Raw genomic sequence first — 15,593 nt, 5'->3', positions numbered from 1 at the left:
CGGGCTGACGGTTTCTCGGAAATGAGACGGCTCCATGGCAAAGCGAACCAGGTACAGCGAATACCACGATCGGTACGCGAATTACCGGCGAGAGCTCGACCAAGACGGCATCCTGGTAATGGTCTGCCAGGAGCGCCGGCCGCGCGGTAGGACCACAACGTGACGGCAGCCGAACGACCCAAGGCGCGCGACTCGACGACGCGCGACATGCTGGTGGCCGCGACGAGTCAGATCATGCTCGAGGAGGGCTACGCCGCGGCCACGTCGCGCCGCGTGGCAGCCAAGGCCGGCGTCAAACCGGCGTTGGTGCACTACTACTTCCCCACGATGGACGACCTGTATCTGGCCGTCTTCCGCCGCGGCGCGGCCGTGTACCTGGAGCGCCAGCAGGAGGCGCTGGCGTCCGACCGGCCGTTGCACGCCTTCTGGGATACCCTCATCGAGCCCAAGGACACCCGGCTGCTGCTGGAATTCATGGGACTTGCCAACCACCGCAAGGAGATTCGCGCCGAGATCGCCACGTGGTCGGACCGGTGGCGCGAGCAGCAGATCACCGCGCTGAACTTCATCATCCGCGAACACGACATCGACACCGACGAGTTCCCGCCCGCGGCCATCGCGGTCTTCATCGCCTCGATCGGCCGCACCCTGATCCTGGAAGAAGGGCTGGGATCCTCCGGGGGCCACCAAGCCGCCATCGCCCTGGTCAACCGGCTCCTGGACAAGTACGAGATGCCCGAGCCGAAGGGCCGCCGCGGCCGCAAGGGCTGAGCCGGCTAGCGTCGTCACCGAACGTGCACTGGGGGCGGGATTTCGGCCATTCTTCCGCCCTGAGATCACGTTCGGCGAGTTTCACGCACCCGTCCTCACTCAGGGCAAGACGACCCGCAGCCGCTCCCAGCCGCGCACGGTCGACGTCGACGCCAATTGTGCGGTGTCGTAATCGATGTCCCATTCGGGCCACCGGTTGAGGATCTCGTCGAGCGCGACGCGGCCCTCGAGGCGAGCCAGGTTGGCGCCCAGGCAGTAGTGCACACCTTTTCCGAACGTGATGTGTGAGATGTTGTCGCGGCGGATGTTGTAGGTGTCCGGATCGGTGTAGCGGCGGTGATCGCGATTGGCGGCGCCGAACAACAGCAGCATGGCGCTGCCCGCCGGGACCGTCGTGCCGTAGCACTCGAAATCCTTTGCCATCCAACGCGCGACGTGCGGACCGGTGGGCTCGAATCGCAGCGTCTCGTCGATGGTACGGGTCAACAGTGACCGGTCCTCGTAGACTTCGCGGCGCTGGTCGGGGTGCTCGGCGAGCACCTTGGCCAGCCAGCCGATCAGGCGGCCGGTGGTCTCGTTGCCCGCGCCGGCGACCACCTGCGTGTAGTGCAACACCTCTTTGCGAGTCAGCTTGCGGTGCACCCCGTTCTCGTCATCGAATTCGACATTGAGCAGAGTCGTCATCAGGTCATCAGAGGGGTTTTTGGAGCGCCAGTCGACATAGTCGGCATAGATCCGGCCGTCGGCGATGGAGTCGGCGTCGGCGACCTTCAACGGTGCGCCCGGCTTGGTGCGCAGGTTGGCATCGTTGGCGTCGCGCACCGAGATCTGTTCGGATTCCGGAATTCCCAGCAGCATGCCGATCACGCGCATCGGCATCATGGACGCCAGCTCGGCGATGATGTCGAAACCGCTGGATCCGACCAGCGGATCCAGGCAACATACGCAGTATTGCCGAATCTGGTCCTCGAGGGCGGCCATCCGGCGGGGGGTGAACACTCGCGACATCAGTCCGCGCAACCTGGAGTGTTCCGGCGGGTCCTGAAACATCATGACGCCGCCGGGCATGTCGAATTTCGACTGGACCAGCTCGAGGATGTCGCTTCGCCGGTTGGAGAACGTCTCCCAGTCGGCCAGTCCATGTTCGACGTCGGAATACCTTGACAGGGCCCAGAAGTCGTAGCGCTCGTTGTAGTAGATCGGCGCCTCTTCACGAAGCCGCGCATAGATCGGGTAGGGGTTGGCATTGATGTCGACGTCGTAGGGGTCGTAGTAGACGGTGTCGTTGGTGACGGTCATCGATGCTTTCCTTACTTCAGGCAGCTGCCGGCGGGCAGATCGCCGTGAGATCGTCCAGCGCAGCGGCGGGGACCGGCGATCCATTGAATGCACGACAGACGCCGACCATGGTGATCCTCGCCGTCCATCCGGCCCATGACATCCTCCACCCATCGACTTTGGGCGATCGCCCAAACGCGTGGCGCAGGCCATGTCTAGCAGCATCGCGACGAGTCCGTCAAGACCGCGGTGCGCCGACGATCTGCAGTTCATCATTCGGGCCGCGGGAGATGATGGTCCGATGGCGAATGACAAAGCGGCGACCGGCCTTCTGCTGATCGATCCCTACAACGATTTCATTTCCCCGGGCGGGAAAGTGTGGGATCGGTTGCGGGGCGTCATCGAGGGCAATGATTGCGTTACCCATATGCAGCAGGTGCTCGAGGCCGCCCGCGGGGCGAACCTGCGGGTCTTTTATGCGCTGCATCGTCGTTACCGGCCGGGCGACTACGAGACGTGGAAATACGTTGCGCCCGTGCAACGAGCGGCGTGGTCGCGCAAGACCTTCGAATACGGCAGTTGGGGCGGCGAGATCCGTCCCGGGTTCGAGCCGCAACCGGGCGACGTCGTCGCGCATGAGCATTGGTGTTCGAGCGGTTTCGCCAACACCGATCTGGACCTGCAACTCAAGCGTCACGGTATCGAGCGGGTCATCGTCATGGGTTTGATCGCGCACACCTGCGTCGAGGCGACGGTTCGATTCGCCGCCGAACTCGGTTATGACGTCACCGTGGTCCGGGATGCCACCGCCGACTACTCCGACACCGAAATGCGCGCCGCCCTCGAGGTGAACATGCCCAACTACGCCTCGGCCATCGTGACCGCCGACGAGGCCGTCGCTGCGATCACCTCCCTTTAAGGGCACGTCACAAGGCCGTCCACTCCGTGAAGATTTGCGGCACGGGTGTGAAGGCTTCGTTAAGAACGAGGCACGACGGCCGCGCGACCCGCACGGTAGACCTATGACAGCCGCCGCCACCCGCGACGGCGCCCTGCGTTGGACTGAGGCGCCGCTGCGTGCCGTGCCCGGCGCGGCATCGGTGCGGGTGACGGCCACCTATGCGGTCACCCTGCTCGGCGTCTATCTCATCCTGGCGGCGCTCGGTCCACACGCTCACGAGGTGGCCGTAAGCCGAATGAGCACCAACGTGCACAATCTCGGGCGCGGACAGCTGGGCACCTTGATCGGGAGCGCATTCGTCAACGACGGCGGTGATCTGTTCTTCTGGTTGCCCGGGCTCGCCTGCCTATTGGCGTTGGGCGAACTGATGTGGTGCGGCCGGGGACTACTCCTGACCTTCGCCGTCGGCCACATCGGCGCCACGCTGATCGTCGCGGTCGGGCTGGTCGCCGCTATCGAAACGGGAATGCTGCCGGCCTCGGTCGCACGTGCCAGTGACGTGGGGATCAGTTATGGCGCGATGTGCGTGCTCGGCGCGTTCACGGCGGCGGTTCCCGCGCGCTGGGGCGGTGTCTGGGCGGGCTGGTGGCTGGGTGCCGCGGTGGTGGCGGCCGCGGGCGCGGACTTCACCGCCGTCGGCCACGTGGTGGCGTTGCTGCTCGGCATGGGGTTGTCGTTCCGGATGCGCCCGCTCACCTCATGGACACCCCTGCACCAGACCCTGCTGGTGGTGGGCGTGACGTTCGGCTATCTCGTGCTCGCCGGGCCGTCGCTGCTGGCGCCGGTCGGCGGGCTGGCGGGCGCGCTCATCGGACTGGCCGGCAATCGCTCGCTAGTCAGAGGGCCCCGTCAGTGTGTCGACGCGGTAGCGGTCGGCGGTCCAGGGCGGTGAGCCCGCGGTCGGCGTCAAACTGACCGTCACCTGCGACTTGCCCGCGGTGACCGACCGCGGCACCAGGTAGGTGTCGTCCAGCCACCGGTGAAAGGTGTTGCTGCGCGGCTGCAGCCAGTTCCCGGTTGGCACGCCGTCGACCGCAACGTCGGCCGATTGGAAGCCGGCCGCTTGATCCGATGTGCGGCGCAGCAATAAGCCGTGGTTGTCCGGATCGATCTGGACGTGAAACGTGATCGCGCCCTGGGCGCTACGCACCGAGCCGACGACGGGCAGGGTGTCCTGAGTGCCCTCGTATTCGCTGACCAGCAGCTGATCGGTTGCGTCAGAATCGTTGTAGCCGTGCAGGACTCGGCTGATAGGGTCGGCGGGGCTGACGTCGTCTCCCCCGGTGACCTCGGCGTCCGGCTGTGTGTAGAGGAACGCGGTTGAGCTGTAGTCGGGTTGGACCATGTTCCTCTTGCCGTGCTCGATGCCGAACCGGATCCCGGAGTGATAGCCGATCGCGTCGGCCAGCATGATCCGGTACACGGAGACGCAGTAGTCGGCGCACCCGCCCGTGGCCGTGCGTTGATCGGGTTGGCCGTTGAGCGGGTCGCTGAAGTGCGTGCCGTTCTTGAAGTACCAGCCACCCTCGTAGAGGTCCTCGGTGCCGGTTCCGTACCACTGCGGGGACGCGGATCCGTCGGTGTAGACCCGTTCGGCGCCTTCGAGAAAGTACGGTGCATCGTCACTGAATGCCGTTTTGGTTCGGTAGCCGTGAATGGTGTGACTGACGCCGACGAATTTTCCGTGCCCCTGTTCTTCGGCGAAAACCCAGTCCTGGCCGGGCGTCGTCGGTCCGGCATGTGAGCGCGCGGTGAAGTAGCCGGCGCGGCCGCCGGCCAGCGCGGGCGCCCACTGCGCGTCGGGGGTGGTGGCGACGTCGCTGGCTATCCCCGTCACCGGTTCGGCCCCCGCGTTGACGAGCGTGACGCGGGCCGACTCCGCGAATGGCATTGGCCACCAATCGGATAACACCAACGATCCATCGGGTGCCGGGATGGTCGCGAACATCAGAGACCGCACGGGGTTCGCGCCCAGTCCGGCGCCGAAGAACTCCCCGAGCGGCGAATCCACCGTGGTCCTGCCGTCGAACTCGATTTGCAGCCGCAATCCGGTCAACCGCTGGGCCGCCGGTTCGGGCAGCTGGAGCCTCAGCGCCGAGATGCTGGCCGATCCGGTCGATTCGGCGATGGTCTGCCCGGCGCCGGCGGGGAGATCGATGACCCGATTGCTGTGCGCGACGCCGGCGGCCGCAGGCTTGGGGTCGGTTGCGCCGGCGGACCGGAGCGTGTCCAGCACGTCGGACGCGGGTTCGGCTGGCGAGAACGTGTTCATCCCGTCGGCGTCGGGAAACTGGCGGTAATCGACGTGGTAGTACTCCAAATGTGATGCGACGCTGACCCGCATCGACCGCCGATAAGGCATCGGCACCTTGATGTAATCGCCTCCCGGCGATTGAGCGGCGTTGGCCACCAGCGGCCACACGAACGGGGCACCGAGGTTTCCGTCGACCAGCGATTGCAACGGAGTATCTACTACGGTCTGCCCGTCCAGCTCGATGCGGATGTTTCCAAGGGCACGAACGTTGCCGCCGTCGCGGGTCAGCCAGATCGAATCGATCTCTCCCGCACCGTGATCCTCCGCGATGACGCAGCCGGCACCGCCCGTCGCCAGGCACCCGCCACTGCCGTTGCGATTGCCCGTGGAGATATCGAAATCACCGCCGCTGCGATCAAAGCTCGACACCTGCAGGGTCTGCGATCCGGGGTTCAAGTAGGGCAACCGGTCCAACCGGCGGTAGGTGTCCCAGCCGACCATTCTTGCGCCGGATCGGTTCGTGTCGGGCATGGCCGGCTCCGCATCGGCCACACCCGGACCGGAAATCGGCAGCAGCAGCAACGCGAATAGCGCGGCACACGCCCGCACCGCCACCGACATCCGGCTAGTCCTTCTCGGCTTTGAGATCTCGATCCCGGCTGGGCTGAACGCGTTTGGGCTCGCCCGGCATCTTGGGGTAGTTCGGCGGATAAGGCATGTCGCCAAGGCCGCGCTCCTGGTCGGCCTCGGCCATTTCCAGCAAGGGCGAAATCGATTGAGCCATATGGTCCATGGCGGCCCACGGATCATCGCGCCGCGTGATCAGATCGGGCACGGTTGCCATGGTGTAGTCGTCCGGTTCGGCGTCGGCCAGCTCCTCCCACGTCAGCGGCATCGATACCGTCGCGATCGGGGTGCGCCGCACCGAGTACGCCGATGCCATGGTGCGGTCCCGGGCGTTCTGGTTGAAGTCGATGAAGATGCGCTCGCCGCGTTTTTCTTTCCACCAGGACGTGGTGACCGCGTCGGGCGCACGGCGCTCCACTTCGCGGGCCAGGGCGATGCCGGCGCGGCGCACCTCGATAAAATCCCAGTCGCTGGCGATCCGCAGAAAGACGTGGATGCCGCGACCGCCCGAGGTCTTCGGGTATCCCACCAGACCGAGTTCGTCGAGCAACGGCCGCAGCACGTCGACCGCGACGGTGCGCGCCTGCTCGAAGGCGACACCGGGCTGCGGGTCCAGGTCGATGCGCAGCTCGTCGGGGTGGTCGGTGTCCGGGCAGCGCACCTGCCACGGATGCAAGGTGACCGTGCCCATCTGTGCCGCCCACACGACCGCCGCCGGATGGGTCACCCTCAGCGCGTCAGCCGTCCGCCCCGACGGAAACGTCACCCGACACGTCTGCAGGTAATCGGGGTGGTGCTGGGGGATGCGCTTCTGGTAGATCTCCTCGCCGTCGACGCCGTCCGGGAAGCGCTGCAGATGGGTGGGCCGGTCGCGCAGCGCGTCGAGCATCGGACCGCCCGCGACGGCACGGTAGTAGTCCACCAGGTGTCGCTTGGTGCCCTTTGATCCCAGTTTGGGGAAATACACCTTGTCCGGATTGGTCAGGCGCACCGCGATGCCGTCGACGTCGAGCTCTTCTGCAGCAGCCATGCCTCCGATTCCAGCACAATCAGGCTATGGACCTCCCTGTCATGCCGCCGGTGTCGCCGATGCTGGCCAAGTCGGTGCGCTCGATTCCCCCTGACGCGTCCTATGAGCCCAAGTGGGACGGGTTCAGGTCGATCTGTTTCCGCGACCGCGATCAGGTCGAGCTGGGCAGCCGCAACGAGCGGCCGATGACGCGCTATTTCCCGGAGCTGGTCGCCGCGGTCCGGGCCGAGCTGCCGGAGCGCTGCGTGATCGACGGTGAGATCGTCATCGCCACCGGGGCCGGGCTGGATTTCGAGGCGCTGCAACAACGCATCCATCCGGCCGACTCGCGGGTGCAGATGCTCGCCAAGGCCACGCCGGCGTCCTTCATCGCGTTCGATTTGCTCGCCCTCGGCGACAATGACTACACGCGACGCCCCTTCGGCGAACGGCGCGCCGCCCTGGTCGACGCGTTGGCGGCCCCGGGGCCATCGATCCATGTCACACCGGCGACGACCGATCTGGGCACCGCGCAGCGCTGGTTCGACGAATTCGAGGGCGCCGGCCTCGACGGCGTGGTCGCCAAGCCGCTGGACATCACGTACCAACCGGACAAGCGGATCATGTTCAAGATCAAGCACGAGCGGACCGCCGACTGTGTGGTCGCCGGCTACCGGGTGCACAAGTCCGGCGCCGGAGCCATCGGTTCGTTGTTGCTCGGTCTCTATCAGGATGATGGCCAGCTCGCGTCGGTCGGGGTGATCGGCGCGTTCCCCATGGCCGAGCGGCGCCGGCTGTTCGACGAATTGCAGCCGCTCGTCACCGATTTCGAGAATCACCCGTGGAATTGGGCCGCGCACCAAGCCGGCGAGCGGACCCCTCGCAAGAACGAATTCTCGCGCTGGAACGCGGGCAAGGACCTGTCGTTCGTGCCGCTGCGGCCTGAGCGGGTAGTCGAGGTCCGCTATGACCACATGGAAGGCCAGCGGTTTCGTCATACCGCGCAGTTCAATCGGTGGCGTCCGGACCGCGAACCCCGCTCGTGCACCTACGAACAGCTCGAACAGCCGGTGACCTTCAGCCTCGGCGAAATCGTGCCGGGACTCGGTTCGGGCTAGATCGGCGGTCGATGCCGGCCGGACGGCGTCTCGTACGAGTTCCTTGACACCCCAACGTTTTTGGGCTGCGATCCAAAACCTAGTTGCTTGTCGGTGGTGGTTGGGGTTGGAACGGTGTGTACCACCACCAGTCGGCGCGTTCGCCGAGGGGCCCACGGCAGGGTGCGACCGCGGGTGGAGGTTGGGTTGGTGGGCGCGCGAGCGATCCCGGGTGCAGGGGTCGCCCGGAGTTGTCGGTGACGCTGAGGTTGTCGGCGGGTCCGGTGATGGTGATGACGCCGCGGTGGTGCAGCCGGTGGTGGTACGGGCATAGCAACACCAGGTTGGCCAGTTCGGTGGGGCCGCCGTCTTCCCAGTGCCGGAGGTGATGGGCGTGCAGACCACGGGTGGCCCCGCAGCCGGGCACCGCGCACATCCGGTCGCGATGCTCCAGCGCGCGGCGCAGCCGCCGGCTGATCACCCGCGTCGCACGGCCGGCGCCGATGACTTCGCCGTCGCGGTGAAACCAGGCTTCACAAGTGGCATCACAGGTCAGGTAGCGGCGTTCGGCGTCGGACAGGAGCGGACCCAGATGCAACGCCACCGCGGGCTTTTCCACGTCGACATGCACCACCACCGTGGTGTGCTGGCCGTGCGGGCGGCGGGCCGCCTCAGCATCCCAGCCGGCCTCGACCAGGCGCAGGAACGCCTCGAGCGTGCCCGGCAACGGCGGCCGCTGATCGGCCGAAACATGTGCGTCGTTGCCCTGGCCGTGGTCGTGTTTCCATTGGGTGATCAGCGCATCACGATGCGACGCCAGCGCCGCATCGAATTTCGCGGCATCCAAGTGGTCAAGTCTGATCCGATAGCAGGCGCCCGCCTCATCGGAGGTCTTGCGGATCGAGCGCTCGGGCTCGGGCCGCGGTTCTGGTGCCGGTCGTGGTTCCAGCTTGACCGCGGTACGCAGCTGGTTGACCGTGGCGACACTGGCCAGCTGCGCATAATGCTCATCAGACCCCACCCCTCCCCGGGCGGCGATCACCCCGACCTGATCCAGCGACAACCGGCCCTCCCGCAACCCGGCCGCACAGCGGGGCAATTCCTCGAGCCGGCCAGCGATGGCCGCGATCGTGTGGGCGTTTGCCGATGAGCAGCCCAGCTTCCAGGCCACTAACGCCGGTACCGACCGGGCACCGGTGATCCCGCACAGCCCGTCGCGATCGATCTCGGCCACGATCTCCACCATGCGCCCGTCAATCGCGTTGCGCTGACCGGCCAACTCCGCCATCTCCTCGAAGAGCACCTCGAGACGATCCTTGGGTCGCATTTCGACGCTGGCTGCAGTCGCGGTCGGGGACATGACACCAGCATTGCAGTGAGGTCCGACAACACTCGGCCACCAAGCCGGGCAAGCTCAATCGATGTGCGCCGGCGGATCGGCGAAGCCGAGATCCGCCGGATGCTGGTCGGGGCCCATCAGATCGCAGTGATTCTCGGGCACCAGGTAGGAACTGGCGCCATGGGGAACGAACTGGGTGACTGTCACACAGCGTTGCCAGGTGCCGTCCGGCTGGACGGGTCCGTCGCACTTGCTCAGAACCGGTCCCCCGTACACACAGCCGGCGCTTGCCGGCGGCGCTGCGACGACCAGCCCCGCGGCCATCACCAGGCCGGCTAATCCTGAAACGATGTGGCGCTTCATGCTTGCCTCCCGCCGACGACGCTACCGCTTGCGCAAGCGCGAACTACCCGGTTTGGCCGCGTTTGATCGGCATCCGAGGCGGGCACGCGGCAACCATGTCAGTCACAGCCTTTCAAGACCTGCCGTTGGCCGATCGCGACCGCAAATGGGACGGGGACGCGGCCGAAAAGCGGGTGCGTAAATGGGCCGACGCGCTGGACGGTCCGAACCAGAAATACCGCGACGCGCACGTCTGGTACGACGGCGACAAAAAGGACAACTTCACTGCCTACAAGCTGCTGATCGCCGACGTCATCGACGGCGGTCTGAAGGCAGTGCCACGCGGCGTGATGGCGGCGGGCGCGATCATCGATGGGGCACGCGGCGGTATCGACGTGCCCAAGTCCGATGTCGATCGGATCAAGAGCCACCTGGCGAAGTACTACACAAAGATGGGTGAAAGTCCGCCGTGGGAACGGGATTAGACCCTGACCATGAGCTGGGATAGCCCGCGCAGCGTGACGTTGGGCTTGTACTCGGGCTCACCGTCCAATCGGGCGTTCGGAAAACGCGCGGTCACCGCCGACAGGGCCACCCCGGCTTCCAGCCTGGCCAGTGGCGCACCCAGGCAGTAATGCGCGCCGCGTCCGAATCCTAAGTGCCGCAAGGCCTTACGATCCGGATCGAACACGTCGGGCCGGTCATATTCGGCGGGATCGCGCTGGGCGGCGGCGGTCAGCAGCATCATGATGTCGCCCCCGGGCACCTCGATGCCCCCAATGGTCATGTCGGCGCCTGCGGTTCGGGCGATCATCTGCACCGGCGGGTCGTAGCGCAACGTCTCTTCGATAACCGCGGGCACACGGTTGGCGTCGGCGCCCAGCGCGGTCCACTGCGACGGCTGGCGCAGCATCGCCAGCACCGCGTTGCCGATCAGGTTCACCGTCGTCTCGTGACCGGCGACCAGCAACAGGACGCAGGTGGAAACGATCTCCTCGGCGGTCAGTTGGTCGCCCGACTCTTCCACGGCGATCAGGCCGGACATCAGGTCGTCGCCGGGCCGCGAGCGTCGCCGGTCGATCAGTCCGTGCAGATAGGCCCGCAGCCACGTTCCGGCGGCCATCCGCTCTTTCAGGTTGTCTGACGGCGTGCCGGTGAAGGCGACGAACGGGTCCAGCGATTGCGCCAGCAGCGCGGACACCCGGCTGAATTCCGGTTCGTCCTCCAGGGGTACGCCGAGCAGTCGGCAAATGACCGCCACCGGCAATGGGTATGCGAGGTCTTCGACGACTTCGAACCGACCCTTGTCGGCGATGCGGTCGAGCAACCCGTCTATCAGCGCGGTGATGTCGGGCTGCAGCGCGTTCACCACTTTGGGCGCGAACGCTTTGCTGACCAGTTTGCGCAACCGGGTGTGGTCCGGCGGGTCCAGAAATAGGAACCCCGGCGGGCTCGGCACCGGCACCTCGGCACCGGCCTCGATGAGCTGTCGGGTCTGCGCCTCGATCTGGGCGCGGGCCGCCGTCGACTTGTTCCGGTCGTTGCTCGACGACGGATGCCTCAAGGCGTCGTCGCAGTCACGGTACGTCGAGAACACCGCGAGGTTGCCCTCCGGTAACGCGAACGACCCGCGTTCACGAAACTGCGCGAACAGCGGGTAGGGGTCCGCACGGACCGCCGGGTCCAACAGCCGTACCAACAATTCGTCGGGTTTCGTGGACTCGGCGGGCGCGGTCGTCATTCTGACATTGTGCCCGCCGGCCGGCAGCGCCCTATTCAGCGGCGCAGGAACTCCACGATGTGGCCGGCCAGCTGCGCTCCGGCGTCCTCCTGTAGGAAATGCCCGGCGCCCTCGATCACTGGGTGTTCGATCCCCTGAGCGCCGCGCATCTGCCGCTGGAAGATGGCGGCCATCGGCCCGGTGATCGGGTCGCTGTCGCTGAAGGCGACCAGCATGGGCGTCGCGCTCACCGAAAGCTTCGTCCAGGCGGTCTTGTTGGCCGCCGCGGCGGGGTCGTCCGGTGAGGTGGGCACCAGACCGGGCATGGCGCGCGGCCCGACGCAGTAGTCGTCGGTGGGAAACGGTGCGTCATAGCCGGCGCGCGCCTCTTCGCTCATCTTTTGGCGACAACCGCCCTGGACGAACGCGCCGACGTTCAGCGCCGGCGCCGAGGTTATGGCGTCGCGGAATTTCCACCAGACGTCGGCCATGGGCTGTTCGCCATTCGGCAGCCCGGTGTTGGCGACGACCAACCGAGCGAATCGTTCGGGATGCTCTGCGGCAAGCCGCAATCCGATGAGCCCGCCCCAGTCCTGACCTACCAGGGTGACGTTCTGCAGGTCGAGCACATCGAACGCCACCGCCCGCATCCACTCGACGTGTCGGGCGTAGCTGTGGTCTTCGCGGCGGGTTGGCTTGTCCGAGCGGCCGAAACCGACCAGGTCGGGGCAGATGACTCGATGGCCGGCCGCAACCAGTATCGGAATCATCTTGCGGTACAGATATGACCACGACGGTTCGCCGTGCAGCATGAGGATCGGGTCGGCGGTTTCCGGGCCGTCCTGGACCCAGGCCACCCGCAGCGTGCCGCCTTCGTCGTCGGATACTTCGCAATACCTTGGGGTGTAAGGGAAATCGGGGACATGGTCGAACCGGTCGTCGGGTGTTCGCAGCGTTTGCATGTCATGTCCCTTCGGATAGTCCGGCCAGGCCCGGGTCCGCCATCAGGCGATCGAGAAAGCCGTGCTGACTTTTCAGCAGTTTGACGCGTGCGGTTGCCACCGCGAACCAGCCCACGCGATCGACTTCGGGAAACTCCCGCAGCGTGCCCGATCCTTTCGGCCACTCCATTTCGAACGTGTTGCTGCGCGCGTCGGCGATGTCGAGGTCGCTGTGTACGGCGAAGGCGGTCACGACCTTGCCGCCGGATTGCTTCAGCTGACCGAGGTCGATGCGGGGCCCGGCCGGCACGGGAAGCCCCAGCTCCTCGGAGAACTCGCGCTGCGCGGCCGCCCAGGGATCCTCCCCGTCGGTGTACTCGCCTTTCGGGATCGACCACGCGCCGTCATCTTTGCGGGCCCAGAACGGACCGCCCGGATGCGCGACCAAGACTTCGACGACGCTGCCGCAGGTCCGGTACAACATCACACCCGCGCTCAGCTTTGCCATCGAGACCTATTCTCCCACAGCGCGTTCCAGATCCTTGAGCGAGGACTCCAGGTGCGCGAGCAGCCGTTGCAGGTGCGGCACGCTGCGCCGGCACCCGACCAGGCCGAAGTCCAGATTGCCGGCGTTGCTGGCCAGGGTGATGTTGAGCGCTTGGCCGTCCAGCGCGATGGACAGCGGGTAGTTGCCGTCGAGCCGGGCGCCGCCGTAGTAGATCGGCTGCGTCGGGCCCGGCACATTCGAGATGATGATGTTGAACGGCGGTGACGTCGAAGACACCCAGCCCGGGACTGCCGCCAGCGCCAATGCCGAGGTATTGACGGCCGACAGCGCCAGCGCCTGAAACCGCGGCAACTGGGAGAACACCTTCTTGTTGCTGCGCATCGAGTCGCTGATGGTCAGCAGACGCTGCGCGGGATCGTCGGCGTCGGTCGCGAGGTTGCACAGGATTGCTCCGACCAGATTGCCGCCGGCGTCGGCCTCTTCCTCGGTGCGCAGGCTCACCGGGACCATCGCGATCAGCGGCGTGTCCGGCAGCGCGTCCTGCTCGAGCAGGTAGTAGCGCAGGGCGCCCGAGCACATCGCCAAGACCACGTCGTTCACCGTGACCCCCGCGGCCTTCTTCACGTTCTTGATGCGGTCCAGTGACCAGGACTGCGCGGCGCACCGGCGGGCGCCGCCGATCTTGACGTTCAACATCGTCTTCGGCGCCCCGAAAGGCAACGTCAGCTGTTGCTCGAACAGCGCCGCACGCGCCAGCCCGATCGTCGAGGGGGCCAGTGCCGCAAGGGATCCCGCCGTGCGGGCCAATGAGCTCAATGGGGACGCGGGATTGGATTTACGCTTGGGTTTGCGCAGAGTCCATGGGGCGCGAATCTCGGTGTCCTCGGGGTCGGTGGTCAATGCGCGCTGCATCAGTTTCTGCGCGGAGACGCCGTCGATCAATGCGTGGTGCACCTTGGTGTAGATAGCGAACCGGCCGTCTTTCAGGCCTTCGACGATGTGCGTCTCCCACAGCGGGCGGTGCCGATCGAGCAGGCTGCTATGCCACCGCGAGGTGAGCTCGAGCAGTTCACGAACCCGTTTGGGCGACGGCAGCGCCGAACGCCGCACGTGGTAGTCGATGTCGACGGCGTCGTCGTACGACCAGCCCAGGTTCGCGATTCCACCGACAAAGCTCGCGGGATGCTTGCGAAAGGTGGGCTGGAAATCCCGCTGATCGGCCAGGCTCTTGTAGAGCTCTCGAACGAAGCCGCGGCCGGCGCCCGGCGGCGGCTCGAACAACTGCAAGCCTCCGACGTGCATGGGATGTTCGCGAGATTCTCCCAGAAGAAAGATCGCGTCGGTGGGCATTATCAGTTCCATCCACCTATTACACCCATTTAGGCCTGATCCGGAAAGCCTTTCGTGATCGGACCGGCGTCAGTTCATTGGGTGACCACCGACCATGTCGAGGTCGCGATCAAGTCTCCGCGCTCCAGCGCCGCGGCGCGGTGCTCGTGCACCTTGGCGTACTCCTGGGTGGTCACCATATCGATGAAGGCCTGCGGGGTTGGATACTCGACGATGAGAATCGCGTCCCACCAAGGCTGTTGGCCGTCCCCGATCACCACCGACGGCGCTCCCCCGGCGTAGCGCAGCGTCGCGCCGACGCGTTCCAGGTGCGGCACCACTTCCTGGCCGTACTGTAGGTAACTCTCCAGGCCACCCTGGGGCTTGAACTTCAACAGGTTGACCATCACCACCGGCGCATCAGCCGGTCGCGCCGCGAGGGCGGCGAACTGCTCGGGCGTCGGTTCCAAGCCGATCATGTGAATCTCCTTGCGCTGGTTCCCATTTAGAAGGATGCGTGCCGCAGTTACAGCAGATCTGTGATGGTCTTCAAGCCCGCCTCGTAGAGCACGCCGGGCAGCATCCCGCCGTCGCATTCGATGGTGGTGCCGTTGACGAAGTCGGCCTGTCCACCGGCCAGAAAAACGCAGACCCGCCCGACTTCGGCGGGCTCACCGGCGCGGCGCAACGGGACGGCGGCGAAATATTTGGCGCCATCGGGGTCGTCCTTGGGTAACACGAATGATCGGAAATTCTCCGTCATCGTGGGGCCCAGCGCGATGCAGTTGACCCGCACCGTGGGCCCCCACTCTTCGGCCAGCGAGCGGGTGAGGTGGTTCAGACCGCTTTTGGCCGCCCCGTAGGAGACCAGGGTTGGGGATCCGGCCGGATGTCCGGCGCCGCTGGAGATGTTGATGATGCAGCCGACGCCGTCCTGAGTTTGCATCTGCCGATAGGCGCGGATGGCGAACCACAGCGGGCTGATGAGGTTCATCTGCACGGCGAAGGCGTGAAACAGAGCCGTGCGCGCGTATTCGTCCTCGTCGGCGGGCGCGCCCTGAATGCGTTGCACCAGTTCGGGAATGCTCTCGGCGTGCGGCGCCGGAACGGTACCGCCGGCATTGTTCACCAGAATGTCGACCCGACCGTGGGTGGCCACGACGTCGGCGACGAACGCATCGATCGAGCGATGGTCGCCCTGATCGCACACCTTCTGGGAAGCGCGGTCCGCCCAGTCCGGTTCTATGCCCGGGATGGTGTCGAGCGGTGAGCGCGAGCAGCCGATCACGGTCGCACCGGCGCGCAACAGTTCATGGGCGATGCCCACGCCCACGCCGCGGCTGGTGCCGGTGACGATCGCGATCTTGCCGTCGAGGACGCTCATCAACAAACCCTCTCACAAACCGTTCGTTGTTGA

The 15,593-nt window shown here is 66.1% G+C and carries 16 protein-coding genes; 5 read left to right on the top strand and 11 right to left on the bottom strand.

The window, feature by feature from the left end:
• Positions 1 to 207 precede the first annotated feature (207 nt).
• On the top strand, positions 208 to 771 hold the full coding sequence (locus tag AC5Y4T_RS20410) for a TetR/AcrR family transcriptional regulator (protein ID WP_499917648.1): 564 nt from the start codon (positions 208 to 210) through the stop codon (positions 769 to 771).
• Between the two features lie 99 nt (positions 772 to 870).
• Here AC5Y4T_RS20410 and AC5Y4T_RS20405 read toward each other — a convergent pair whose 3' ends face one another.
• Positions 871 to 2,070 (bottom strand): cytochrome P450, encoded by a 1,200-nt coding sequence (locus AC5Y4T_RS20405; RefSeq protein ID WP_499917173.1) that lies wholly within the window; start codon positions 2,068 to 2,070, stop codon positions 871 to 873.
• 280 nt (positions 2,071 to 2,350) lie between these two features.
• Here AC5Y4T_RS20405 and AC5Y4T_RS20400 point away from each other — a divergent pair, with 280 nt between their 5' ends.
• Positions 2,351 to 2,968 (top strand): cysteine hydrolase family protein, encoded by a 618-nt coding sequence (locus tag AC5Y4T_RS20400; RefSeq protein WP_499917174.1) that lies wholly within the window; start codon positions 2,351 to 2,353, stop codon positions 2,966 to 2,968.
• Positions 2,969 to 3,071: 103 nt separating this feature from the next.
• Positions 3,072 to 3,902, top strand: a complete 831-nt coding sequence (locus tag AC5Y4T_RS20395; RefSeq protein ID WP_499955100.1) for a rhomboid-like protein — start codon at positions 3,072 to 3,074, stop codon at positions 3,900 to 3,902.
• Here AC5Y4T_RS20395 and AC5Y4T_RS20390 read toward each other — a convergent pair.
• Positions 3,843 to 5,795, bottom strand: coding sequence for a glycoside hydrolase family 172 protein (locus AC5Y4T_RS20390; protein WP_499955112.1), 1,953 nt, complete (start codon positions 5,793 to 5,795; stop codon positions 3,843 to 3,845). The genes AC5Y4T_RS20395 and AC5Y4T_RS20390 overlap by 60 nt on opposite strands.
• A gap of 94 nt (positions 5,796 to 5,889) precedes the next feature.
• Positions 5,890 to 6,921 carry a non-homologous end-joining DNA ligase gene (ligD, locus tag AC5Y4T_RS20385; protein WP_499955098.1) on the bottom strand — a complete coding sequence of 344 codons (1,032 nt, stop codon included), beginning with the start codon at positions 6,919 to 6,921 and terminating at the stop codon, positions 5,890 to 5,892.
• 26 nt (positions 6,922 to 6,947) lie between these two features.
• On the opposite strand from ligD, the gene AC5Y4T_RS20380 reads away from it, so the two are divergent.
• Complete coding sequence (locus tag AC5Y4T_RS20380) at positions 6,948 to 8,018, top strand: ATP-dependent DNA ligase (protein ID WP_499955096.1); 1,071 nt, start codon at positions 6,948 to 6,950, stop codon at positions 8,016 to 8,018.
• Positions 8,019 to 8,097: 79 nt separating this feature from the next.
• Here AC5Y4T_RS20380 and AC5Y4T_RS20375 read toward each other — a convergent pair whose 3' ends face one another.
• Positions 8,098 to 9,357 carry an HNH endonuclease signature motif containing protein gene (locus AC5Y4T_RS20375; protein ID WP_499955094.1) on the bottom strand — a complete coding sequence of 420 codons (1,260 nt, stop codon included), beginning with the start codon at positions 9,355 to 9,357 and terminating at the stop codon, positions 8,098 to 8,100.
• A 54-nt stretch (positions 9,358 to 9,411) separates the two neighbouring features.
• Positions 9,412 to 9,699 carry a CDGP domain-containing protein gene (locus tag AC5Y4T_RS20370; protein ID WP_499917179.1) on the bottom strand — a complete coding sequence of 96 codons (288 nt, stop codon included), beginning with the start codon at positions 9,697 to 9,699 and terminating at the stop codon, positions 9,412 to 9,414.
• Between the two features lie 95 nt (positions 9,700 to 9,794).
• Here AC5Y4T_RS20370 and AC5Y4T_RS20365 point away from each other — a divergent pair, with 95 nt between their 5' ends.
• Positions 9,795 to 10,163: a hypothetical protein gene (locus AC5Y4T_RS20365; RefSeq protein WP_499917650.1), complete on the top strand. Its 369-nt coding sequence runs from the start codon at positions 9,795 to 9,797 to the stop codon at positions 10,161 to 10,163.
• Here the strand turns inward: AC5Y4T_RS20365 and AC5Y4T_RS20360 are convergent.
• The 6 genes from AC5Y4T_RS20360 to AC5Y4T_RS20335 form a co-directional block, all read right to left on the bottom strand.
• Positions 10,160 to 11,419: a cytochrome P450 gene (locus AC5Y4T_RS20360; RefSeq protein ID WP_499917180.1), complete on the bottom strand. Its 1,260-nt coding sequence runs from the start codon at positions 11,417 to 11,419 to the stop codon at positions 10,160 to 10,162. The two genes, AC5Y4T_RS20365 and AC5Y4T_RS20360, sit on opposite strands and share 4 nt — an antisense overlap.
• 35 nt (positions 11,420 to 11,454) lie before the next feature.
• Positions 11,455 to 12,360 carry a haloalkane dehalogenase gene (locus AC5Y4T_RS20355; protein WP_499917181.1) on the bottom strand — a complete coding sequence of 302 codons (906 nt, stop codon included), beginning with the start codon at positions 12,358 to 12,360 and terminating at the stop codon, positions 11,455 to 11,457.
• A gap of 1 nt (position 12,361) precedes the next feature.
• Positions 12,362 to 12,847: an NUDIX hydrolase gene (locus tag AC5Y4T_RS20350; RefSeq protein WP_499917182.1), complete on the bottom strand. Its 486-nt coding sequence runs from the start codon at positions 12,845 to 12,847 to the stop codon at positions 12,362 to 12,364.
• A gap of 6 nt (positions 12,848 to 12,853) precedes the next feature.
• On the bottom strand, positions 12,854 to 14,209 hold the full coding sequence (locus AC5Y4T_RS20345; protein WP_499917183.1) for a WS/DGAT/MGAT family O-acyltransferase: 1,356 nt from the start codon (positions 14,207 to 14,209) through the stop codon (positions 12,854 to 12,856).
• A gap of 62 nt (positions 14,210 to 14,271) precedes the next feature.
• Positions 14,272 to 14,655, bottom strand: a complete 384-nt coding sequence (locus AC5Y4T_RS20340) for a DUF1330 domain-containing protein (protein WP_499917184.1) — start codon at positions 14,653 to 14,655, stop codon at positions 14,272 to 14,274.
• A gap of 47 nt (positions 14,656 to 14,702) precedes the next feature.
• Positions 14,703 to 15,560, bottom strand: coding sequence for an SDR family oxidoreductase (locus AC5Y4T_RS20335; protein WP_499917185.1), 858 nt, complete (start codon positions 15,558 to 15,560; stop codon positions 14,703 to 14,705).
• Positions 15,561 to 15,593 lie beyond the last annotated feature (33 nt).

The sequence above is a fragment of the Mycobacterium sp. NGS11 genome (genome assembly GCF_059813315.1).
This window is presented reverse-complemented; position numbering and strand designations above follow the sequence as displayed.